This is a genomic window from Chitinophaga sp. SVR4-12A, from assembly GCF_056754765.1.
On record NZ_JBPGWP010000001.1, the window covers coordinates 5,934,391 to 5,958,280 of the forward strand.

At 49.5% G+C, this 23,890-nt stretch carries 17 protein-coding genes and 1 pseudogene; 14 read left to right on the forward strand and 4 right to left on the reverse strand.

Annotated features, from left to right (window positions below; genetic code table 11):
• Nucleotides 1–8 precede the first annotated feature (8 nt).
• On the forward strand, nucleotides 9–1,025 hold the full coding sequence (gene murB, locus ACR9Y8_RS24135) for a UDP-N-acetylmuramate dehydrogenase (RefSeq protein WP_481215814.1): 1,017 nt from the start codon (nucleotides 9–11) through the stop codon (nucleotides 1,023–1,025).
• Between the two features lie 98 nt (nucleotides 1,026–1,123).
• On the opposite strand, the gene ACR9Y8_RS24140 is transcribed toward murB, so the two are convergent.
• The 3 genes from ACR9Y8_RS24140 to ACR9Y8_RS24150 are packed head-to-tail and all read right to left on the reverse strand — an operon-like array spanning nucleotide 1,124 to nucleotide 3,541.
• A complete protein-coding gene (locus ACR9Y8_RS24140) occupies nucleotides 1,124–2,092 on the reverse strand; it encodes a YpdA family putative bacillithiol disulfide reductase (RefSeq protein ID WP_481215815.1) in 969 nt (322 codons plus the stop codon).
• A 10-nt stretch (nucleotides 2,093–2,102) separates the two neighbouring features.
• A complete protein-coding gene (locus ACR9Y8_RS24145) occupies nucleotides 2,103–2,996 on the reverse strand; it encodes a class I SAM-dependent methyltransferase (protein ID WP_481215816.1) in 894 nt (297 codons plus the stop codon).
• Nucleotides 2,997–3,013: 17 nt separating this feature from the next.
• Nucleotides 3,014–3,541, reverse strand: a complete 528-nt coding sequence (locus ACR9Y8_RS24150; protein ID WP_481215817.1) for a DinB family protein — start codon at nucleotides 3,539–3,541, stop codon at nucleotides 3,014–3,016.
• A 181-nt stretch (nucleotides 3,542–3,722) separates the two neighbouring features.
• On the opposite strand from ACR9Y8_RS24150, the gene ACR9Y8_RS24155 reads away from it, so the two are divergent.
• The 13 genes from ACR9Y8_RS24155 (at nucleotide 3,723) to ACR9Y8_RS24215 (ending at nucleotide 21,899) form a co-directional block, all read left to right on the forward strand.
• Complete coding sequence (locus ACR9Y8_RS24155) at nucleotides 3,723–5,903, forward strand: outer membrane beta-barrel protein (protein WP_481215818.1); 2,181 nt, start codon at nucleotides 3,723–3,725, stop codon at nucleotides 5,901–5,903.
• 23 nt (nucleotides 5,904–5,926) lie between these two features.
• Nucleotides 5,927–9,055: a lantibiotic dehydratase gene (locus tag ACR9Y8_RS24160; protein ID WP_481215819.1), complete on the forward strand. Its 3,129-nt coding sequence runs from the start codon at nucleotides 5,927–5,929 to the stop codon at nucleotides 9,053–9,055.
• A complete protein-coding gene (locus ACR9Y8_RS24165; RefSeq protein WP_481215820.1) occupies nucleotides 9,048–11,231 on the forward strand; it encodes a peptidase domain-containing ABC transporter in 2,184 nt (727 codons plus the stop codon). Before ACR9Y8_RS24160 ends, ACR9Y8_RS24165 begins: the two co-directional genes overlap by 8 nt.
• A gap of 27 nt (nucleotides 11,232–11,258) precedes the next feature.
• A complete protein-coding gene (locus ACR9Y8_RS24170; RefSeq protein ID WP_481215821.1) occupies nucleotides 11,259–11,762 on the forward strand; it encodes a hypothetical protein in 504 nt (167 codons plus the stop codon).
• A gap of 130 nt (nucleotides 11,763–11,892) precedes the next feature.
• On the forward strand, nucleotides 11,893–12,069 hold the full coding sequence (locus tag ACR9Y8_RS24175; protein ID WP_481215822.1) for a class I lanthipeptide: 177 nt from the start codon (nucleotides 11,893–11,895) through the stop codon (nucleotides 12,067–12,069).
• Nucleotides 12,070–12,165: 96 nt separating this feature from the next.
• A complete protein-coding gene (locus ACR9Y8_RS24180; protein WP_481215823.1) occupies nucleotides 12,166–13,581 on the forward strand; it encodes a S41 family peptidase in 1,416 nt (471 codons plus the stop codon).
• 10 nt (nucleotides 13,582–13,591) lie between these two features.
• Complete coding sequence (locus tag ACR9Y8_RS24185; RefSeq protein WP_481215824.1) at nucleotides 13,592–14,695, forward strand: sensor histidine kinase; 1,104 nt, start codon at nucleotides 13,592–13,594, stop codon at nucleotides 14,693–14,695.
• Complete coding sequence (locus ACR9Y8_RS24190) at nucleotides 14,673–15,401, forward strand: LytR/AlgR family response regulator transcription factor (protein ID WP_481215825.1); 729 nt, start codon at nucleotides 14,673–14,675, stop codon at nucleotides 15,399–15,401. The genes ACR9Y8_RS24185 and ACR9Y8_RS24190 overlap by 23 nt, the downstream gene beginning before the upstream one ends.
• Before the next feature lie 65 nt (nucleotides 15,402–15,466).
• Nucleotides 15,467–16,678 carry a lanthionine synthetase LanC family protein gene (locus ACR9Y8_RS24195; protein ID WP_481215826.1) on the forward strand — a complete coding sequence of 404 codons (1,212 nt, stop codon included), beginning with the start codon at nucleotides 15,467–15,469 and terminating at the stop codon, nucleotides 16,676–16,678.
• 228 nt (nucleotides 16,679–16,906) lie between these two features.
• Nucleotides 16,907–17,089 carry a class I lanthipeptide gene (locus ACR9Y8_RS24200; RefSeq protein WP_481215827.1) on the forward strand — a complete coding sequence of 61 codons (183 nt, stop codon included), beginning with the start codon at nucleotides 16,907–16,909 and terminating at the stop codon, nucleotides 17,087–17,089.
• A gap of 256 nt (nucleotides 17,090–17,345) precedes the next feature.
• Complete coding sequence (locus ACR9Y8_RS24205) at nucleotides 17,346–17,522, forward strand: class I lanthipeptide (RefSeq protein WP_481215828.1); 177 nt, start codon at nucleotides 17,346–17,348, stop codon at nucleotides 17,520–17,522.
• 80 nt (nucleotides 17,523–17,602) lie between these two features.
• Nucleotides 17,603–18,754, forward strand: coding sequence for a lanthionine synthetase C family protein (locus ACR9Y8_RS24210; protein WP_481215829.1), 1,152 nt, complete (start codon nucleotides 17,603–17,605; stop codon nucleotides 18,752–18,754).
• Between the two features lie 10 nt (nucleotides 18,755–18,764).
• Nucleotides 18,765–21,899, forward strand: a complete 3,135-nt coding sequence (locus ACR9Y8_RS24215; protein WP_481215830.1) for a lantibiotic dehydratase — start codon at nucleotides 18,765–18,767, stop codon at nucleotides 21,897–21,899.
• A 55-nt stretch (nucleotides 21,900–21,954) separates the two neighbouring features.
• On the opposite strand, the pseudogene nagB reads toward ACR9Y8_RS24215, so the two are convergent.
• Nucleotides 21,955–23,883: pseudogene (nagB, locus tag ACR9Y8_RS24220) on the reverse strand (glucosamine-6-phosphate deaminase); the annotation flags it as partial.
• Between the last annotated feature and the right edge of the window lie 7 nt (nucleotides 23,884–23,890).

Below are 23,890 nucleotides of genomic sequence, written 5' to 3' on the forward strand. Positions count from 1 at the left end.
ACTTAATTATGCTGGTATCTGAAAATGTTTTGCTACGGCCTTATAATACATTCGGCATCAATGCACAAGCCCGTTACTTTTCCTCTTTCGCTGATCTGCAGCAGCTGCAGACCGTATTGCAGGATACCCGCTGGCAGTCTTCTCCCCACATGATCCTGGGCGGAGGCAGCAATATACTGTTCACAAAGAATTTTGACGGCCTGGTGCTGAAGAACGAGCTGAAAGGCATTACCGTGTTAAGGGAAGATGATGATTACATCTACGTAAAGGCCGGGGCAGGAGAGAACTGGCACCGCTTTGTGATGTATTGTATTGATCACAACTACGCCGGACTGGAAAACCTTTCCCTCATACCCGGCAATGTAGGGGCCAGCCCTATGCAGAATATCGGCGCTTATGGCGTGGAAATAAAAGACCATTTCCATGAACTGGAAGCCTGGCACCTGGAAGACAATGCCCTGGTCACTTTCAACAATGCCGACTGTGCTTTCGGCTACCGCGAAAGCGTGTTCAAGAGAAAGTATAAAGATCAGTTCGTGATCCTCTCTGTTACCTACCGCTTATTAAAGCAGCCACATTTCAATACCAGCTACGGCGCCATCGAACAGGAACTGCAGCGTATGGGCGTTCACGATCTGTCGATCCAGGCTATCAGCCAGGCGGTCATCAATATACGCAGCTCTAAACTGCCCGACCCTGCCGTGATCGGTAACGCAGGCAGCTTCTTCAAAAACCCTACGATTGATGGCGCGCAATACGAGTTGTTAAAAACGGCGCATCCCAACATCGTGGCTTACCCTGTAGACAATGGCCACTATAAACTGGCCGCCGGCTGGCTCATAGAGCAATGCGGCTGGAAAGGCTACCGCCAGAACGACGCCGGTGTGCACGCCAAGCAGGCATTGGTGTTAGTAAACTATGGCAATGCCAGCGGACAGGAGATCTATCAGCTTTCCCAGCAGGTGCTGGACAGCGTAAAGGAAAAATTTGGCGTTGAGCTGGAAAGGGAAGTGAATATTATTTAAGTCGTAAGTCATTAGTCATTAGTCATTAGTCGTTAGTTATTAGTCATTAGTCGTAAGTCATTAGTCGCTTCAATCACTAACGACTAACGACTAACGACTTACGACTTACGACTAATATGGCCTATTATTTTATCCGCATGCTCCCTCGAATTCTCAATAAACCACACATGCGTATCCATACCGCCGCACACTACACCTGCCAGGTATAGCCTGGGCATATTGGTCTCCATGGTGTCCGGGTTATAGGTGGGATGCCGCTTTTCATCGGCAGATAAGGTAACGCCTGCTTTTTCCAGGAAGCTGAAATCAGGCTGGTAGCCCGTCATAGCCAGCACATAGTCGTTGGGGATGGTGACTGGCCCACCTGGGGTCTGTACATCCACTGCATCGGGACGGATGGCGGTGATGGCGGAACGGAAATGCGCTTTGATGGAGCCTTCCTTGATGCGGTTCTCAATATCCGGTCTTACCCAGTATTTTACCCGGTTGCCGATGCCTTCTTCACGTACCACCATCGTTACATCAGCGCCTTTGCGCCATGTTTCCAGGGCGGCATCTACGGCAGAGTTATGTGCCCCTACCACGATCACCCGCTGCATGGCGTAGAAATGAGGGTCTTTATAATAGTGCTTTACTTTAGGCAATTCTTCGCCCGGTACGCGCATCAGGTTGGGAATATCATAAAAGCCGGTGGCAATGATCACATGGCGGGCCTCATAGCTTTGCCTGCTTGTCTCCACCGTGTACAGTTCCCCCTTGGGCGTAATGGACGATACCTCTTCAAATAATCTGAGATGCAGGTGTTTGGAAGTGGCTACCCGCCTGTAATATTCCAGTGCTTCAGGGCGTGTAGGCTTGGCGTTGATAGACATGAAAGGGATGCCGCCTACCTCCAGCCGCTCTGAAGTGGAAAAGAAAGTCATATTCAGGGGATAGTTGTAGAGTGAGTTCACCAGGCAGCCTTTTTCCAGAATAATATAGCTCAGTCCTGCCTTTTGTGCTGCCAGCCCGCAGGCAATGCCTATAGGGCCTCCGCCTACGATTACAATGTCGAATGTTGTGTCCATGGAAATAAAATTACGAATTATGCCTTACAACAGCCATGGCTACGCGATAGAACTCATATCCTTTCATTTTACCGGCTTTGGCGCCAAAGTAGCGTTGGCGATACTCTGCGGCGCCTTCATCAAAGACCAGTTCCATATTGTACTCAGCAAGAAACAGCGGCAGGTAGGAGGGGTCCAGCCCTATATTCCAGGGCTCTTTGATCTTTTTCAGCAGGCGGTTCACACGGGTGGCGCCGTAAAAAGCCCTGGGGTCTTCCAGCACTTTCTTGTCTACATAGTTGAAGATGAGCCGCGTGCCCGGCGGAAAGCCCTGGAAGTACCGGAACAGGGTATTGCCAAGATGACCGGTCAGGTTGTTGGTGGCGCCTTCCCAGATGAAAAGGGTTTTATAGTGTGTGCCGCGCATGAGTCCTGTAATGTGGGCTTCCGGTTTTTGTGTACTGAAATCCATGGCCACATAATCCACCGGCATAAAGGGTTTATGCTCCTGTTCGGACAATACGGTCTGTTTATGAAGCTGGGTATCGGGCCGGTCTACTTCCACAAACTGTACCCGCTCCCGCATCTGCAGCCGGTGTGCCCGGGTATCAAAACCTGCGCCCAGTATGATCACCTGGTTGATGCCATAGTCGCGGATGGTGTTCACGGTCATCACGTCTATCAGGCGCGTTCTGGCTACCACGGCTGTGTGCGAGCCGGGCCAGCGCGCATCGATACACCAGGGCACAAACCACCGAAAGAAAGGGTAAGCCGTGAGCGTTGCCCACATTTTCAGGAAGGGGGGCAGGAAGAGCGCGGCATAAGGATCATGGAACAGCCGTTGTTTGGGCGGCCGGTTGGATTCTACTGCGCGAAAGAAAGCAATTAGTATGGTGGATCTGCTGGCTAAGGCCCGGAGGCGCATATATAGGGCGGATTTGGTTATTTCATGTTTTCAAGGCCCGCTTCGATCCGGTTGATCTGTTGCAGGTGTCTTTCTGTATGATAGATGAGATAATATACCCATTCCATCCTCGTCATAAATCCAAATATAGGATGTTCCATGCCTTTGCACAACCAGTCGGTGGGTTCTTTGTGCAATACGGCTTTAATATCTTCCCTGTTCTGCCGGAAGGTCTTGCTGAAATCCGCCACGCTGGTATAACCGCCCCCCAGGGTGTCTGCATCCCCGGTAACCCTAAGTCGCTTCTCAAAATCGAAGAAGGAATGGCTGATATCGTTCACCTTACTGTTGGGCTCCCTGTCTGTAACCGGCTCCGCTTCTCCCTGCAGCACCTTTACCACCTGCTGCTCATAGATCAGGACGTGTTCTGCGCAATCCATGATACACCAGGCGGTTTCGTCCTTTACCACATGCAGCTTCTCAGGCGGTACTGTATCCAGGATGTCCAGGAAAAGCCGGGTATTATTGTCCAGATCGGTACATAGCTTATTTACATCCGGTACCATACTCATTACTTTTTTCAATAATCGTGTCATACTGAAAGCCCCAAGAAACATGCCCGGATTTTAGTGGCAGGAACCAGGTGCAGGAAGGGAGTGGTTTGTCCCTATCAATTCCTTTTTGGTGTATCGCTTTTCAGGCAGTCTCGCCTGCAGGATAAATTTGTCTCAATTAAAATCGGATCGTATGCAGCGAATAATCATACTGGTGACTATTACCCTGATGTCGGTTGTATCACAGCATATTAAGGCGCAGACTACCGCGGGCCAGACAGCCGATAGTATGCGTAAACAAAACCTGAAAGCCGTTACGGTAACAGGCAATAAACCCTTTATCATCATGAAGGCGGATAAAGTGGTGGTAAACGTATCAGAAAGCCCCCTGGCAGCCGGCAGTGATGCCGCCCAGGTGCTCAGCAACGCCCCCGGTGTGGTAGAACAGAGCGGCGGCAATTTTGAGCTGCGGGGAAAGAAAGTGATCGTACTGATAGACGGCAAGGATAGCCGGCTCTCAGGAGAGGAGCTGAAAGAATGGTTGAGCGCAATGCCCAGCAACAGCATAGACAGGATAGAACTGATCGCCAATCCTCCCGCCAGGTACGACGCCAGGGGAGCAGCCGTTATTAATATCATCTCTGCCAGGAATAAGAACTTCGGCACCAACGGCACCTTCACTGCAGGCCTGGGCACCGGGCGCTACGGCAGGTACAACGGCGGTTTTGGCCTGAACTACCGGGAAAAGAATATTAATATCTACGGTAATTATGACTACCAGCATAACAAACAATATTACGAGCTGTACTCCAACCGTAGCCTGGCTAACAACACCGCTATCGTAGAGCGGACCAGTGATGTGCGTACCCGGGATAATCACTCCATCAAAGCCGGACTGGATTACGACATCAACCGCAACAGCGCTGTTGGCGTACTGGTAAAAGGCATGCTGAATTATCGCGACAGGGAGGTATTTACCCGCTCTGTCAAAGATCAGGGCACCGCTGCTGCAGACTCTTTCTCTACCGTGAACACGAATGGCAAAGCGAGGATCCTCAACCCTTCCGTGAATATCTATTACAAAACCAAACTCGATACCAGCGGCAAACAGCTGGTCCTGAATGCCGACTATTTCAGGTATAATAAAACCTGGAAGGATGACCTGGTCACCAATTTCTATGATCCTGCAGGCATGCAGTTCCAGGCGCCTTACCTGCTTATGAACAATTCTCCCGCAGATAATGAGATCAGGTCACTCTCTGCCGATTATTCACAGCCATTGGGAAAAGGCAGGCTGGAAGCAGGTCTTAAAGCTACGCTCACTACTACAGACAATGATATCAACTGGCAGCAGCAACTGGAAAAGCAATGGGTAACCGATAAAGGCAAAACCAATCACTTCATCTACGATGAAAATATCTATGCAGCTTATGCCACCTATAGCAGAACCATTAAAAAGTTCGATCTGCAGGCGGGCTTGCGTGCAGAACAGACCTATACGAAAGGCACTTCGCTTACCCTCAACCAGGTGAACAAAAGAGACCAGCTCAATTTCTTTCCCAGCTTTGTAGTGATGTATAATCATTCACAAAAACACCAGTACGGCTTTTCTTACCGTAAAAGTATAGACCGTTACAGCTTTGACGTGGTAAACCCTTTCATCACTTATGTTAGCCAATACCAGTATAACCAGGGTAATCCCAATATCAGGCCCTCCATCGGCCATAGCTTTGAATTGTCCTATACCTACAACAACGAATTATTTATAAGCGTCAATTACCAGCGCTTTACCGATGTTCCTGCTGAGATCTTCCGGAAAGACACCGGCAACGTGGTGATCAGCACAGAAGTGAACCTGAGAAGCGCAGATGCGGTGAACGCGAGCATTACCTGGTCAAAAAGCCTGTTGAATAACAAGTGGACCAGCACCAACTCCGCCATGCTCACGTACGCAAAATACAATGAGCCTGGCCGCGATAACCTGGACAATGCGCTGACGGGCGCTTTTGTAAAGACCAATAACATCTTCACAATAGCAAAAGGCCTGTCCGCAGAGCTTTCCGGCTATTACTTTTCATCCATTGTTTTTGGTGTTTACAAATATAAACCACGATACGCGCTGAGCGCCGGTATCTCTAAAAGTATCCTGAACAATGCCGGGAAGCTGACCCTTAACGTAAGCGACCTGTTTAATACACTGAGTACCGACTATAACATCGCATCCTTTGGCGTCAGCTCCTATAATGAGAATAAGATAGAATCCCGCTTTGCCAGGCTGGTATTCAGCTATAAGTTCGGTAACCTGAAAGTGAAAGCTGCACGCAACAGAACATCCGGTATTGAAGATCAGCAGTACAGGATGGGTGGAAATTAATATACGGAAAAAAACCAGTGCCCATGAACGCTCCATTTACTTTTGACCAACGCCTTGTATTAAGAACGCCCCGGTATCCGTGGACAGGCTATCTCAGCGAGACTGCACTCAAAGCCCTGCTGGATGATAATGCCTTCCTCGAGGCGATCTACCTGGCTTCCCCCGTGCTGTATGAGGAGTGTATCAAATGGAAAGCGAACCTGCTCACAGACCGCAAAGCGATTGAAAAGATCAGCCGTTCACTGGGCAAATACTTTATACGGATGAGCAGCCGCTGCACGCCCTTCGGGCTTTTCTCCGGCTGCGCGGTGGTGAACTGGAATGATGGACAAACCAGCCTCACCGTCAATGATCAGAAAATAGGCAGGCATACGCGGCTGGATATGCATTATCTCTGCACCCTTTCGCAGGAGCTGGCGCTGCTGCCGGAGATCAAAAACCATCTCTGCTATTTTCCTAACAACAGCATCTACAGCATCGGTGATGAGCTGCGTTATGTGGAATACCAGTATGTGAACGAGCGCCGCATTCACCAGATCAGTGCTGTTACCTCCGCTGAATATCTTGAGCAGGCCATCAGTGCTGCCCGCAATGGCGCTACCATACAACAGCTCTGCGAGCTGCTTACAAGCCCGGATGTTGCTGCGGACGATGCTATGCAGTTCATCGATGAGCTGATCAGCAGCCAGTTATTGGTCAGTGAAATAGAACCTGCCATCACAGGCCAGGAATTTTTGCAACAGCTGTTAACAGTGCTGCAGAAGATAAACAGTGAAACAAGCTCCCTTACTTTCATCCTCTCCATATTACACGAAGTAGAACGCTGCCTGCAACAAATAGACGAAGGCGAAGGCAACAGCATTGCACAATACCGGCATATCATGCAGCTCCTGGATCAGCTGGGCGTTAGCTATGATGAAAGTCGCCTGTTCCAGACAGATAGCATTCAACAGGTTTCCGGCAACGGTCTCCACGTATCCCTGCAGGATCAGCTATACGCTGCGCTGGAAGCTATGAACAAGATGGGCGCTTATAGAGAGAATACTAACCTGCAGACCTTCATCCGCCGCTTTGCTGAAAGATATGAGGAAAGAGAAATGCCCCTGCTGGAAGTGCTGGATGGTGAAACAGGCATTGGTTATACCGGGGCAGCATGCAGAGACATTACACCCCTGATAGATGATATCATACTGCCCGACAAAGAGCAGGCCCCGCGTTACACCTGGAACCGCCTGGAAACAATGCTGACTGGCAAGATGATCGATATGTATGATCGTGGCCAGCGTTCCATTGAAATAACAGATCAGGACCTGGAAGGCTTCACCCCCTGCTGGGATGAAATGCCGCCTTCCTTCTCCGTAATGTTCCGCTTAGTGAAAGATGCCCCCCATACTTTGTACCTTGAAAGCGCCGGCGGCTCCAGCGCCGCCAACCTGCTGGGGCGCTTTGCCCATACAGATCCCGAAGTGAACCGCCTGGTAGGCGATATTACGGCCAGGGAACAGGCGCAGGACCCGGAGATCATCTTCGCAGAAGTGATCCACCTTCCCGAAAGCCGTACCGGTAATATTTTACTGCACCCGGTGTTCCGCAGCTATGAGATCCCTTACCTTGCCCAGTCTTCGTTAAGCAAAGAGCAACAGATAGACCTGCAGGATCTCTATATATCAGTAAAACACAACCGCATTATATTACGCTCTGCCAGGCTGGGCAAACAGATCATTCCCCGTTTGAGCACTGCGCATAACTATACTACCAATGCTTTGCCGGTGTATCGTTTTTTATGTGATCTGCAGTGCCAGGATAAAAGACCCGCGCTGTCTTTCGACTGGGGCAGCCTGCGCGCCCAGCACCGCTTCCTGCCAAGAGTAACATTTAAACACACCATACTGCACCTGGCCAGCTGGAACTTTACCCAACAGGATCTGAAGCAATTCACCGGTCTTAAAGAAGCAACGCTGCAGCAGGCCTTGCATACATTCCGGCAGCAATGGCATTTGCCCCGCTACGTGGTGTTAACAGAAGGAGATAATGAACTGCTGATAGACTTTGATAACCCGGCCATGGTACGCATCTGGCTGGATGCCGTGAAGAACAGGCCCTCCTTCATCATGCGGGAGTTCATTAATGATCAGCAACTGGTAACAGACGGCAACGGCGGCGCTTATGTAAATCAGCTGATCGCTGTACTGTATAAGCACACGCCTTCCTATGCACATCTGCATACACCCGGGCAGGGCGCATCCTTTGCCGCAGCTGTGCAGCGTCAGTTTATCCCCGGTAGTGAATGGGTGTATTACAAATTGTATTGCGGCCCACGCTCTGCTGATAAGATATTGAACCTGGCCATCAAACCTCTCAGCGAGGCCCTGGCCGCAGCAGGCCTTACGGATAAATGGTTCTTCATCCGCTATAATGACCCCGACTTCCACCTGAGAGTACGTTTCCATTTAAAGGATGTGAGCCGCATAGGCGATGTGATGAACAGCGTACATGCCCATCTCCATGAATTTAAGACAGCGGGTTATATCTGGAAGATGCAGCTGGATGCTTACAGCCGCGAAATAGAACGTTATGGCAATGCCACCATGGAGCTGGCAGAAACACTCTTCTGTTACGACAGCATCGCCTGCGTAGACATGCTGGATAATACCTGGGGCGATGAAAGAGATCAGCTGCGCTGGCTCTGGGCCCTGCGTTCCGTAGAAGAGCTGCTGGAATGCTTTGGTTTTTCTACGACTGAAAAACATGCGCTGATGCTGCGCCTCAGCACTGCCTTTGGTACGGAGTTCAATATGGACAGGGCTTTGAAACTACAATTGAACGATAAGTATCGCGCCAATAAGCAGCTGATCACACAGATCATGGACAAGTCGGAACAACAGCAGCACGAAACGCTGATAGCCATACTGCAAGCACGCTCACAGCATATTGTACCACTTGCTGAACAAATCATGCACCTGCAGCAGCAGGGCACACTGGAGGTGCCGCTCTTAAGTTTGCTGGGCAGCTATATACACATGATGATCAACCGCATTGCGGCGGCGGACGCCCGTATGCAGGAAATGGTGATCTACAGCCTCCTGGAAAGTTATTACCGGAGCATGATCGCCCGCACAAAGCATGACCTCAAAACTGTAGCGTATGTTTAACAGATTTCCCCACTATAAGCAGTATGATGAGATGGATTGCGGGCCCGCCTGCCTCCGCATCATCAGTAAGTATTACGGCAAAGCGTTTTCACAGGAGTACCTGCGCAGGTTATGCAATACCACCAGGGCAGGGTCCAGCCTGTTGAACGTTAGCGAGGCAGCAGAGCAGCTGGGCTTTCGCACCATAGGGGCCAGGATCGGGTATGAAGACCTGGCAGAAGAATCGCCCTTTCCCTGCATTGCCCTCTGGGAGCAGAAGCATTTTATAGTGGTCTATAAAATAAAGCGCGACAAGGTCTATGTATCTGATCCTGCGCACGGCCTGCTGGTGTATACAAAAGAAGAATTCCTGAAAAGCTGGGCCGTGGTAGGAACATCCGGCATCATACTCAGTCTTGAGGTATCGCCTGAATTTGAACAGGCCGAAGATGTGGCGCAGCAAAAGCCCGGTGGCCTGCGCTTCATCTACAAATATTTGATACGCTATCGTCAGCTGATGGGGCAACTGCTGATCGGCCTCCTGGCAGGAAGCTTGTTGCAGCTCATCTTTCCCTTCCTCACACAAAGTATCGTGGATGTTGGCATCCGGCACAACGACCTGGGATTTATCTATCTCATATTACTGGCACAGCTCCTGCTTTTTGCAGGTAAGACCAGCGTAGAGATCATCCGCGGCTACATCCTGATGCACCTGAGCAGCCGCGTGAACATCAACCTGCTCTCTGATTTTTTCAGGAAGCTGATGAAACTGCCGCTGGGATATTTTGATGTAAAGATGACGGGCGATATCCTGCAGCGTATAGCCGATCACCAGCGCGTGGAAACATTCCTTACCTCCGGTACCCTGAATGTTGTTTTCTCCCTCATCAACCTGCTGGTGTTCAGCATTGTGCTGATCATCTATAGTCCGCTGATCTTCTCTGTATTTGCCGTAGTGAGCGTGGTCTATTTTGCCTGGATCTCTTTCTTCATGAAAAAGCGAGCTACGCTGGATTACAAGAAATTCAGCCAGCTGTCAAGATACAATGAAAAGAACCTGGAACTGATCGGCGGTATGCAGGAGATCAAGCTTCATAATGCAGAACGGAAAAAGAGATGGCAGTGGGAACACCAGCAGGTAAAGCTCTTCAAGATCAACCTTAAAAGCCTCGCCCTGAACCAGGCACAATCCGGCGGCGCCTCCCTGATCAATGAGCTGAAGAACATTATTATCTCTTTCCTGGCCGCGCGACTGGTGTTAGACGGACAGATCAGCCTGGGTGTGATGCTTTCCATCTCTTATATCATCGGGCAATTAAATGCGCCCATCCTGCAGCTGGTAGAGTTCATTAAATCCTGGCAGGATGCCCGTCTCAGCATCAACCGTATCGACGAGATCCATAACCGCCCCGATGAAGAACGGCCGGAAGACGAAACCGTGACCGAAATACCGGAAGGCGATATCCGGATCAGCAACCTTGCCTTCAAGTATGAAAAAGGGTCTATGTCGCCACAGGTGCTCAGGAATATCAGCTTGCAGATAGAGCACAGGAAAGTGACCGCTATTGTCGGCGCCAGCGGCAGTGGTAAAACCACTCTGCTGAAATTATTGCTCCGCTTTTATGAGCCCGATGGCGGCACGGTCACTGTCGGCAATACCTTGCTGTCTGCCATCCGGCACAGCGCCTGGAGGGAAGTGTGCGGAGTGGTGATGCAGGAGGGCTACATCTTCAATGATACCGTTGCCAATAACATTGCCGTAGGGGCAGAAGAGGTAGACCGTAAGCGCCTGCGCCAGGCCGCCAGGATCGCCAATATCCATGACTTTATCGAAACGCTGCCCCTCTCATACAATACCAAGATAGGGCCGAACGGTATGGGACTGAGCACTGGTCAGAAACAACGGATCCTCATTGCCCGTGCTGTATATAAAGATCCCGCCGTGCTGTTCTTTGATGAAGCTACCAGTGCGCTGGACGCAAAGAATGAACGGGTGATCATCGAGAACCTGAACCAGTTCTTTGAAGGAAAGACTGTCGTAGTCATTGCCCACCGTTTAAGCACGGTAAAGAATGCGGATAAGATCATCGTTTTGGATAAAGGAGAGATCGTGGAAACAGGCACACACGAAGAGCTGATCCTGGAGAAGGGATATTATTTCAACCTTGTAAAAAACCAGCTGGAATTGGGCGAATAAGGCCCGCCATCTTAAAATAATACAGCTATGCCCGAAAGAACATTACATGCAGACCTCTCACTGGTAAGCGACGAAATGAATGAGGTGCTGGGCGCTACGCCGCACTGGATCACGCGCTGGGGCAGCCTGCTGCTCTTCGGGGCCGTGGTGCTGCTGCTCCTGGTGTCTGCATTTATCAGGTACCCTGACGTGATCAACGGCACCATCCAGATCGTTCCCGGGCAGGGGCAAAGCTATACAGCAACCATGCTGGTGCCCGCCGCAGGCTCTGGCAGGATCCAGGCCGGGCAGCCGGTGATCATTAGCCTGGACAGCTATCCGCAGTCCGAGTTTGGCAGCATCAGCGGTAAAGTAGCTTCCCGCCCATTGCCTGCAGCTGCTAATAGCGTAAAACTTTTGATACAGCTGGATAACAGCCTTGTCACCAGTCATCATAAAAAGCTGGATCTCTACAAGCAGGAGCAGGGCAGGGCAGAGATCATCACCGCACGTAAACGGCTCATCCAGCGCATCTTTAGTTTCTTCAGATAAGGAGCGTTGGTACTTGTAATGTGCCTTTTGGTGTAACGCTTTTCCCATAAAATCAGTATCTTTTTACTTTTAGGTCGTTAAAACAACTAACAGAAAACCCTTAATCCTTCACCCGTAAAACCTTTGCTCCATGAAAAAAGTTGCAGTACCCGCCGACAAAAAGCTGAAGCTGAATAAGACCACTATTATTAAACTGAATGCTGCGAACCTGGGTAAAATATGGGGCGGTAATCCGGGCCCCGGCTCTACTACGCCCAATTGCAATACTACGCAGGGCGAGACAGAGCAGCTGCTGAATACCCTGTAATGTGCCCGATGCAAAAGAATTTTCAGGGGAGCCCCGCGGTTCCCCTCTTATTGTTTAACTTCCATCATAGAAAACCCGAAAAATTCAGTGCCTGTTATGAAATATTTCCTGCTGTTGTGCTTATGCCTGCTCGCTGTGAATATCAATGCCCAGCCTTGTAACTGCCCTGCCTACTTTAAGGATATGGTGAAGAAGATCGAAACAAACTATGTAGGGTTTAATTTTAAAGTAACGGCTGCTAACAGGGATGAGTTCAGGCATTTTACAGACAGCCTCGCAAAAAGCGCCACAGCAGCAGATGTTCCTGCCTGCCTATCTGTGATGGCAAAATGGCTGAGCTTTTTTAAAGACTATCACGTGGGTATTTCCATCAATGAAGATTCCACCAACTTTCATAAGATCAGGCAGGCTTTCGCCCATACAGAACGGCATGCCATGTCTGAACAGGCATTCATCAGCTATCTTGACAGGAACCGCCAGGGGCTGGACTCCCTGGAAGGCATCTGGGAAGATGAAGCAAAAACCTATCGTATAGGTATTATCCGAGATGAACAGGCGCCGGATACCTTTATTGGCTTTGTGTTAGACGCCGACAGCCTTTTCTGGATGCCCGGGCAGGTTAAAATGAAGATCAGGAAGTCTGCCGGGGACTATCAATATATTGCCTTCTACTCCCGTAATCACCAAACATCTGTTCCTCCCCTGAAAGTGAGCAACGGCAGGCTGGAGAACGGCGGCTTTGGCAGCTGGTACCGTTCCTATCCTGCTTCGCAGCTGGAAAAGCCGATAGTGAAGCCTGGCGGAGGTTTGGCGCCTTACTTTAAGGTGCTTGACCGGAAAACCTGCCTCATAGCGATTCCAAGGGCTATGCTGGAATACAAGGACGAAATCGACAGCATGCTGACAGTGAACGACGCCCTGCTGAAGAGCACGGAGCACTTTATTATCGACCTGCGCAACAACAGGGGAGGCTCCGTATTATGCTTCCAGAAGCTGCTGCCGCTGATCTATACCAATCCCATGATCACCGGTGGTTCATCCGTGCTGGCAACAGAAGAGAATATTAAAAGCTATGAGGACTGGAACTATCCCAATATCTCCGACAGTATGAAAGCCGTCTTTCAGAAAGAAGCGACTGCGCTGCGGGCGCATAAGGGCACGCTGTATAACCTCTGGCCGGATGATACCCTGCGGATGGCGGTCGTATACCCTTATCCCAAACGGGTATCCGTGCTTATCAACGAAACCTGCGCCAGCAGCACAGAGATCTTCCTGCTGAAAGCAAAACAGAGCACGAAAGTGAAATTATACGGCAGGAATACCATGGGCGCAGTGGATTATTCAGATGCAGCTTCGCTTACACTGGACGGCGGGCTGTTCCAGTTAAGATATTCTACATCGAGGGCCAACCACCTGCCTAAAGACCCGATAGACTACATCGGCATCCGGCCCGATGAAGTGATACCAGATAACGTAGACGACTGGGTGGGATATGTAAAAAAGAAAAATTAGTATCTTCAGGATGATGGCTTTTTCAGACACCCTCAGGAAGAACAGTAAAACAGTAGCTATACATATCATTGTATGGCTGATCTACATGACGATAGGCACCATGAGAAAATTCCTTACGCCCGGTTACCGCATCGATGTACTGGATATTATCGTAACGGAATTGCCGATGATCACCGTGTTTTACCTGAACTACCTGATCCTGATGACATTCTTCAGCAGGAAAAAATATTTCTTGCTGATCCTTGCTGAGGTGCTGTTATTCGTTTGGTGCCTGGTATTGTACTACATTACCGGTTATATTATAGGTCCCATCATTAACAGCGGAGATCCCGTTCCCAAATTCATACTCACTGAGCATGTGGTATACTCGCTCTGGCTCTTTATGATCTATGAATTCTATTCTTTCGGGTACTATTATGCAAGGCAGTCCATCAGGAGAGAAAAGCAATTGCGTACCATGGACCTGGATAAACTGAAGATAGAAAAGAACCGCCTGCAGGCGGAATACGCTTTTTTACGGGCACAGATCAATCCTCACTTCCTGCATAATACACTGAACTTCTTTTACGCAAAATCATTGCCCTATTCAAAAGAGCTTTCCGAAGGGATCCTTACTTTATGCGAGATCATGCGCTATTCACTGAACAGCGGAGAAGATGAGCAGGGAACCGTACTGCTGGGCAAAGAAGTAGAGCACCTCAATAATGTTATTAAGATCAACCAGCTGCGTTTCAGTAACCGGCTGCAAATAGCATTCACCATTAAAGGAGATGTGGACAGTGTACGTATCATTCCGCTGGTGCTGATCACACTGGTGGAGAACGCTTTCAAGCACGGAGAGCTCACCAAGGAAGAGTATCCGCTGCAGATAAAACTGGAAGTAGCAGAAGATAGTGGCCATATTTATTTTTCAATACATAACAGGAAAAAGACCGGGCCTAAAGAATTATCACACGGCATCGGTATGGACAATATCCGTAAAAGGCTCCATGCCTCTTATAAAGAACATTGTTCACTGGTAGTAAAGGATGAGGCAGACTACTATACGGTAGAGTTGTCTGTCAACTTGAACCTGAAAAAACCCGTAATTTATGATCAGCTGTTTAGTAGTTGACGATGAGCAACACGCACTGGATGTCCTGAGTCTTTACATTAATCAGACGCCTTTCCTTCAGCTGGTGAAGGCGGTCACCAGCCCGATAGAAGCCCTGGAAATAGTGAACACCAGGAAGATCGACCTCGTCTTCCTGGATATACAGATGCCAGAAATATCAGGCCTGGATTTTGCCCGCACCATCCAGGGCAAAAGCAAAGTGATCCTCACCACTGCCTACAGCGAATTTGCCGCAGAAGGCTTTGACCTCGAGGTGGTGGATTACCTGCTGAAACCTATTCCGCTGCCGCGATTTTTTAAAGCCGTGCAGAAAGTGCTGAATGCGGTTACCTCCGCCGTACCTGCCGCCGTTAGCGGCGATGAAGGTATAGATGATGATTACATTTTCGTAAAAACCGAGATCAAGGGCAAAATGCTCAAGATCAACCTGAAGGAAATAGATTATATCGAGGGCATGAAGAACTATGTGGCCATTCACCACGGTGGTCTCAGAACCATGGCCCTGCTGAATATGAAAGACCTCGAAGAAAGATTGCCCAGGAAACATTTTTTCCGGGTACATAAATCATTTATTGTTTCCGTTAATAAGATCATTGCCATTGAAGGCAATATGATCCAGCTAAAGAATGTAAAAGCCGAAATTCTTCTCGGCGATACCTACAAAAGCGGCTTCCATGATATGATGAAGCATAAGCTGATGGATTAAAACACCCACCCTTTTTTGTACTTACAATCGGTCTGTTCGTGTAGCAAACTGCCATAATCCTGGCTATGGGGCTACTTTTGTGCCTGATCAAGAAAGTAATGATGCAACAAATTGCGCAAAAGCAGTTAGACAGGCTTAACAGATTGCTGGACGTTTCTTCAAGCGCCGATGATACCTTTCTCAGGGGCCGCCTTGGCATGATCTTCTATTACTATCACCTTTATAAAGTAACAGAGATACCAGCACTGAAGCATAGAACAAAAGCTATGCTGGAGCAGGTATTTGATAATATTAATGCGGCCAGGCCCAGCCTGGTAGGCGCTGCATTGGGAACAGGAGGCGCAGGCTTTGGCTACATTGTTAATTTCATGTGCCGGGAAGCTTTCCTGGAGCTGGAAGTGGATAATGAATTCGAAGAGCTGGACAAATACCTGTACCAGGCAGCATGTGGGTTAATAGAAGCGGATAATATAGACCTGCTCCATGGGGCACTGGGTGTGATCCACTACTTTTCAGAAAAGGAGCAGAGAGGCCCGCGCAGCAATGAGTACCTGGATGCTTTAATAGAGAAGATCTGCCACCAGGCAGTGGAAGAAGACGGGGGCTACTGGTATCGTAATCACCTGCTGAAGATAGACGGTAAGCAGATGATCAATTTCAGCCTTTCTCACGGCCTTTCAGGGGTATTACTGGTATTGCTCAATGCCTATGAAAGATCATCGCATAAAGCGCTGATCGAAAAGGTAGTGAAGGGCGGTATCCGTTTTATGCTGAAGCATAAGATAGATGTTGATTTCTCCCGTCATGAATATTCATTCTTTCCCCTTGTCATCGCACGCAATGCCAATGAAATATATGCAGCCAACCGTATGGCGTGGGAAAGCGGCGATCTTAACCAGGTATTGCTGTTTTACCGTGCCGCCCGCGTGTTCAATGACGAAGCGCTGAAACGCCAGGCAGACCTCATAGGTATGCAAAGCATGATGCGCCGTGATGAGCAGTCCACACACGTGAATACAGCTGGTTTCTGTACCGGTGCTGCGGGCCTTGCACAATACTGTAAAACCTTATACCGCGAAAGCGGCCTGGATGTATACCAGGACGGCTACCTGTACTGGATGGAAAAAACGATCCTGCTCCTCGAAGAGGACCTGGAAAAAGGAAGATATACAGGCAAAGAGCAGGAGCTGCTGGATGGTGCGCTCGGCGTTGCCTTTGTACTGCTGTCCTATATTTCAAATACAGACTTGCACTGGAGTACAGTCCTATTATTGTGACCCCAATTCAGGCAGTCGCCTAAGGCTATCCTGCAAAAGGCAGGGTAGCCTTTTTTCTTCCCTGTTGTCGCGACATTAACAGGTTTCGTACCTACCTAAGCTAACATGAACACACTTCGTACCTAAAAAATAGTCATTAGTGTAACGGATTTCAACTGCCCTCAAAGCCGCGCTATTTTTGTATCAACAAGTTCAGAACAACACAAGAGTAAAACAAAAACAAAGATCATGAAAAAGAAAAAAGCAATTAATAATTCAAAGCTGCAGCTCGCGAAAGAGAAGATCGCAGTACTGAGCGACAAACAGATCGCCAATATCCAGGGCGGTAACGAAGCGCCGGGCAGGAGCACAAATTGGGATTTCACATGCACCTGGTGCACTACGGTTCTCCCCGCACCCCAGGATCAATGATCAAAAAAATGAGCCCGCTCTGGGTAGAACGGGCTCACTTAATAACTGAAAATCTTTTCTGTAAACAATATAAAGATAATAATTACCGGCGACAAGTACAAAACTATTTTCTCCGGTGATCAACGAAGCTGCCAGCGTCTTTGAGGCGCCCAAAGACAGGCACACTGGTACTGCACCCAGGATAAACAGGCAGCGTTAAAGGTCTGTTTACGTTAAAACAACCAAATCTTTTCTTAATAACTTAAAATCTAACAAAATGAAAAATCAAATTTCTGTAAACGCAAACCTGGAAATCGTAAAAGAAAAAGTTGCTAACCTGTCTGATGCCGACATGAACCTGATCGTTGGCGGCGACGAAGCTGCAGCCAGCACTCGTACTAACTTTACCTGCAGCTGGTGCACCAGCACAACTTCCATCGAAGAAAATGCTTAATTGATATAGCATCTAATGCATACAGGGTTCTTTCCCGTTAAAGAACCCTGTATTTCTCTTACTCCTCCAAGCATCCGCATATGAATACCATCACTGCAGCCGGTAAGAAACTCGCCGAGATCGAACAACAGCTCTTCGATACCTGCCTGGATAATACTCCCCTGTCACTGTTCAACGGTAAGGGCGGATTGCTGCTGCTGTATCACAACCTGTATACCGTGCTGGGCGACGATGATTACAGCAGAAAGAGCCAGCTGATCACAGAACAGCTGATGAGTGACATCACCAAAGGAATACCTTCCTTTACCTACTGCGATGGGCTTACAGGCATTGCTGCCCTGTTCAGCTACCTGCGGGAGAAACAGTTTTTTGACAGCAGCATAGACAGTCTCCTGGAACAATGCGACCAGGTATTACATAACGCTCTGCAGGTAACGCTGGATAATGCCAACTGGGATTACCTGCACGGCGCAATAGGTATCATCCTGTATTTCATTGAAAGGAACAAGACCGGCCGCGATGGAAATGCACTGGACCCGATAATAGAAAAAGTGGTGCAGGGACAGCTGGAGCAGTGCAGGGAATATACGAACTGCGGAATGGCCCACGGCCTGGTATCGCTCCTCATGCTGCTCATTAAACACGTACGCTTTGCAGCAGATCCCCTTAATATGAGATCCCATATAAAAACAATCGCCGAAAAGCTGCTGACCTTCAGGTCTGCAGATCCCGGCTCATTGTCCGTTTTTCCATCCATTGTAAAACTTGCCAGCCCCGATGAATGGAACTATGAAGTGCCCCTGGGCTGGTGCTATGGCGACACTACCATCTCTATCGGTTTATACCATGCAGGTAAAACGCTGCATAGCAGCTACCTGGTAAAAGAGGCCACTGAGCTGGCCCTGCGCACTACCCGGCGGGTGAACCGGCAGGATTCCCGCGTGTTTGATGCGGGCTTTTGCCATGGAGGCGCCAGCGTAGCGCATATTTATCGCAAGTGGTATCAATATACCCTGAACCCCATTTTCCTTGACAGCTATCATAGCTGGATAGATCAAACCATTGCCATGTGCAGTTTTGAAGACGGCATCGGCGGTTATAAAAAGTTCACAGGCAAAACTTATTCTCCTGAATGTGGAGTGCTGAGCGGCGCCGCAGGCGTGGCTTTGGTGCTCTCTGACTTTATCGGCGACGGCCCCAGCGACTGGGATCGTTTCATTTTATTATCCTAAAGCAATTGTTATGTTTGATAAGGCCTTCACCAAAGCGGCAATGCGTTTGCCGCTGTATGGAATAGATTTCTACAGGGATTTTTTTAAGGATGAAGAGAGCAACCTTAAACGCATGCTTTCAGATAAAGTATTCCTGAATGCCCTGTACCTTGCCTCTCCGCAATTGTACTATGCTGTAATCGCTACAGATGAGACAAGCCTCTTTGAAGACAGCCGGAAGGCGCGCAAACTGCGGCTCTCCCTGTTAAGATATATTTACAGGATCTCTACCCGGTGCACACCATTCGGCCTCTTTGCAGGGTGCTCCGTTGCCGCATTGGGGCCTGCCACCAATGTAGTGATGAATGATATTACCGCCTACCGCCAGCATACCCGGCTGGATATGCAATACCTCTTTTCCCTGGTAGATAAGATCCGGCGGCACCCCGGCATCAAGCCCCATCTGCAGTATTTTGTCAATACATCGCTGTATCGCCTGGGTGATGCCTATCGCTATGTAGAATGCAGTTATATTGAGGGCGTAAGAAAGTTTGAGCTCGTATCCATCGCCGTTACGCCCTACCTTACGCGGGTAATAGATGCAGTGGCGGCCGCTGATGGGATGAGCCTCACCCAGATCGCCTCCGGCTTAACAGGAGGCGATATCGACCTGAAAGCGGCGCTTGCATTTGTAAACCATCTTGTAGATGAACAGGTGTTGGTCAGCAACCTGGATCCCGGCACCACCGGTGAAGAAATGGAAGAATATGTGATCAGGGCGCTATCAGCAACAGGCGGCGATAACCCCGTGCTGCAATACCTGCAGGAAATAAAAGAAGGTACCGCTGTTATAGATAATACGACGCTGGGCCTTAAGATGCCGCAATACCAGCTGCTGAAGGAAAAGGCCTCCGCATTTGAGCTGCCCTATGATGAAAAATCTTTTATCCAGACAGACCTCATTCCTACCAGCAAACAGGCCGAGGTAGACCAGGATATTGTCAACATCCTGCAAAAAGGCGTAGACATAGTAACCCGCCTTTCCGGTCGTCCCAGCGCCAAAAGAATGGAGAAATTCAAAGCTGCTTTTGAACAGCGTTATGAATCACGCGTGGTTCCCCTGGTAGAAGCATTGGATGTGGAAGCAGGCATCGGTTACGGCGATCATATGGAAGATAGCAGCGGAGACTTTTCCGCCCTGGTATCTGATGTGCTTTTCAGGCCCGCTACTAACAGGAGTGAGCAAATCACGCTGGACAATAAACGCAGCGCTTTCTGGAGCGATAAGATCACTGCCGCATTGGTGAACCGTTCATCCGTCATCGAGATCACCGATGAAGATATGGCTGCCTTCCCCGAGAACAGGGGCCGCTTATCGGATACCTACACCGTTATGGCTTCGCTCTATAAAGATGACAACGCCCGGGATGTTATTTATTTCCAGGGTATCTCCGGGCAAACAGCGCCCACCTGGGTAGGCCGCTTCTGCAACGGCGATCCGGAGATGAAAGATGTGGTGGAAGAGATCATACGCACCGAAGAAGAGATGCACAAAGACAAGCTGGTAGCTGAGATCACACACCTCCCTGCTGCACGTTTAGGCAATGTGCTGCAACGCCCGGCAATGAGAAAATACGAGATCCCTTATCTCGCAGGTTCTCCTTTACCAAGAGAGCAGCGCCTGTCTATCAATGACCTGATGCTCTGTATCAGGGATGGCAGGATGGTCATGTACTCCAAAGCGCATAACAAGCCGGTGCTGCCTTTCCTGACCAACTCACATTTTTACAGCAATGGCACCAGCCTGCCCTTATATCATTTCCTTTGCGATATGCAGGAGCCCGAAGGCCAGACGGGCGCAGTGCTGGATCTCCGTTCCATGCAAAAGTTCTTCAGGCATATTCCCCGTATCGTATATAAGAACATGATCCTTAAAAGGGCTACCTGGCTGTTTTCAAGGCATGAATATGAGCACTTAATCCATGCAAAGGATCATGAGCTACAGTTGGCATTTGCGACCTTTGCTGCGCAGCATGGCCTACCGGCCTTATTCTGCATTGCCCAGGGCGACAATGAGCTGGTAATAAACAAAGACAGCCTGTATTCGCTGCAGGTGATGGTGAATGAAATAAAGGATATGGAGACCGTGGCCATACATGAAGTGCTGTTTGCGGAATACACATCGCCTGTTCGCAACGAAAGCGGGGAAAGCTTCAATAATGAGTTCCTTTTCTTCTTCAGAAAGGAAACACCCGTACAAGGCGCTGTTCCATCAAAAAAGTACCTGCGCTCCGGTAATAGCACCGTGCAGCGCGAGTTCCTGCCTGGCAGTGAATGGATCTATTTCAACCTGTACACCGGCTTCAATAGTGCCGACAAGATTCTGCTGAAACTGCAGCCGGTGATCCGGCAATGTTTAACGCAGCACATCATCGATAAAAGCTTTTTCATCCGCTATCATGATCCCAAATTCCATCTGCGCCTGCGCTTTCACCTGGCGGAGGGAGCAGGGCACGATCGCTTCTACAAAGAATTTTATCCCGTGGTGGAGGCACTGAAAGAGGCGAAGATCATCTGGAAAGTAACCGCGGAAACCTACCAGCGGGAACTGGAGCGATACGGTTTTGACACCATCGGCTATATGGAATCCATATTCAGCTTCGATAGTATGATGTGCACAGAGCTGATCCGGAAAACCGCACAGACAGGCAATGAAGAGCTCAGGTGGTTGTCTGCTTTGTACGCCGCCAATGGCTTCCTCGGTTCGTTCGGCTTAAACCTCGAAGAGAAAAGGAATTACGCTGAATATATGGCGGGACAGTTTGCAAGGGAATTTGGCGATCTGAAAGAGAATACCGTAGTGCTGGACCGCAAGTTCAGGAGATATAAGAACGAGATCTTTTCCTTTATGGATAACGGGCATGAGGGTACGCTGGCTGATGAATTAAAGGCCGTGATCAATATGCGCGACCAGGCCATTGCGCCGCTCATTGCCGATATAAGCGCCCAGGAAGGTTTTCACAAGACCCTTTATGTAGATAGCCTGATCCACATGAGTATCAACAGACTGTTCAGGTCCAGGCAGCGGATCTATGAATGCGTGATATACAACCTCCTCAAAAAATATTACGCATCATTACTGGCGCGCCAACCCGCGTTGGTATAAATGAAAAGAGGCTGTTCCGGTATACCAGAACAGCCTCTTTATGTTTACAGTTGATCTACATAAAATGATAACGCACAAAAGCCTCCATCGCTGCATACTTCTGTAAGCCCAGCTGGTCATACAGGTCTGCCGTGTTGGCATTGCGGTCTTCTGCCCTTTGCCAGAACTCGCGCAGGTCAGTACCCTGGAAGGGCACCACGTCTTTCTGGCTCTGGTGGATGAAGATGCCCAGGCGTTTCTGCACTATCTGGTCAGGGCTCATGGGCACTGCCATTTCTATCTCATGGATATCCCATTCCTGCCATGCGCCTTTGTACAGCCATACCCAGCAATCCTTCATGAAATCTTCGTGCTTCAGCCTTTCCAGTGCAGCAAAGATGATGTCCAGGCAAACCTTGTGCGTACCATGCGGATCGGCCAGGTCACCGGCGCAGAAGATCTGGTGCGGCTTGATCTTGCGGAGCAGGTCTACCGTCAGCTGGATATCTTCTTCGCCCATCGGTTTTTTCTCTACCAGCCCTGTTTCATAGAAAGGCAGGTTCTGGAAGTGCGCGTTCTCGTCCTTGATGCCTACGTAACGGCAGGTAGCCCTTGCTTCGCAGCGGCGGATCAAACCTTTGATAGCGCGGATCTCGGGAGTATCTTTCTGGCTGGGCTTCTTGATCTTCAGGAAAGCTTTGGCCTCATCCAGGATCTGTGAGCTCTTGCTTCTGTCGATATCGAACATGCCTTCGAAACCTACTGCAAAGTCGATAAAGCGCAGTACGAATTCGTCTGTAACGGCGATGTTGCCGGAGGTTTGATAGGCCACGTGCACGTCATGTCCCTGCTCATGAAGGCGGATAAAGGTACCGCCCATGGAGATGATGTCATCATCCGGGTGAGGGGAGAAGATCAGCACACGTTTGCTGGCGGGTTCAGAACGTTCCGGGTGTTTGGGCAGGGGAGCGCCGGGTTTGCCACCGGGCCATCCTGTGATGGTGTCGCGTATGCCGTTGAACTCTTCGATGTTCAGCTCATAAGCGGAACCGTATTGTACGATCAGGTCATTTAAACCATTCTCATTGTAGTCTTTGTCGGTCAGCATCAGGATGGGCTTGTTCAGCTTCAGTGCCAGGCTGGTAACGGCCTTGCGCCTGAGCTGGGGCGTCCATTCGCAGTCGCCGGTGAGCCAGGGCTCTTTAAAGCGGGTCAGTTCTGCAGCTGCCTGCTCATCTATCACAAACTTGGTGTTGGGATGCTGTTGCAGCAGGCTGGCAGGCACCTGGTCGGTGCTGTGGCCTTCTACCGCCCTGCGCACGATCTTGGCTTTATGAGAGCCCCATGCCATCAGCACAACGCGTCTGGCCTTCATGATGGTGCCGATACCAGCAGTAATAGCGAGCCTGGGCACCTGGCTCATGTTAGGGAACTCATAACCGTTGGCCAGGCGGGTACTGTTGTCCAGCGTGATCAGACGGGTATGGGAGTTTACACTGGAACCGGGCTCATTGAAGCCGATATGGCCGTTATTACCGATACCCAGGATTTGCAGGTCGATACCGCCTGCCGCTTCTATTTTGCGCTCATATTCCTCACAATAGGCCTTGATCCTTTCTTTCGGGATCGTACCATCCGGCACAAAGTAATTGCCTTCCGGGATGTCTACGTGATTAAATAACTGCTCTTTCATGAAGCGGTTGTAGCTCTGTAAAGCATCCGGTTCAATCGGGTAATACTCGTCGAGGTTGAAAGTCACCACGTTTTTAAAGCTGAGACCTTCTTCCCGGTGCATGCGCACCAGCTCGGCGTATAAGTATTTGGGGGTAGAGCCGGTTGCCAGGCCTAAAACGCAGGTTTCTTTGGCGGCCTGTTTTGATTTGATGAGTGCTGCTATTTCCTGCGCAACCGCGCGGGATCCGTCCTTAGCCGTGGGGTATATATCCACGGCAATCTGTTCAAAACTGTCAATCAGTTCGATCTCCTGATGATTAAGCGTCATGGTAAATGTT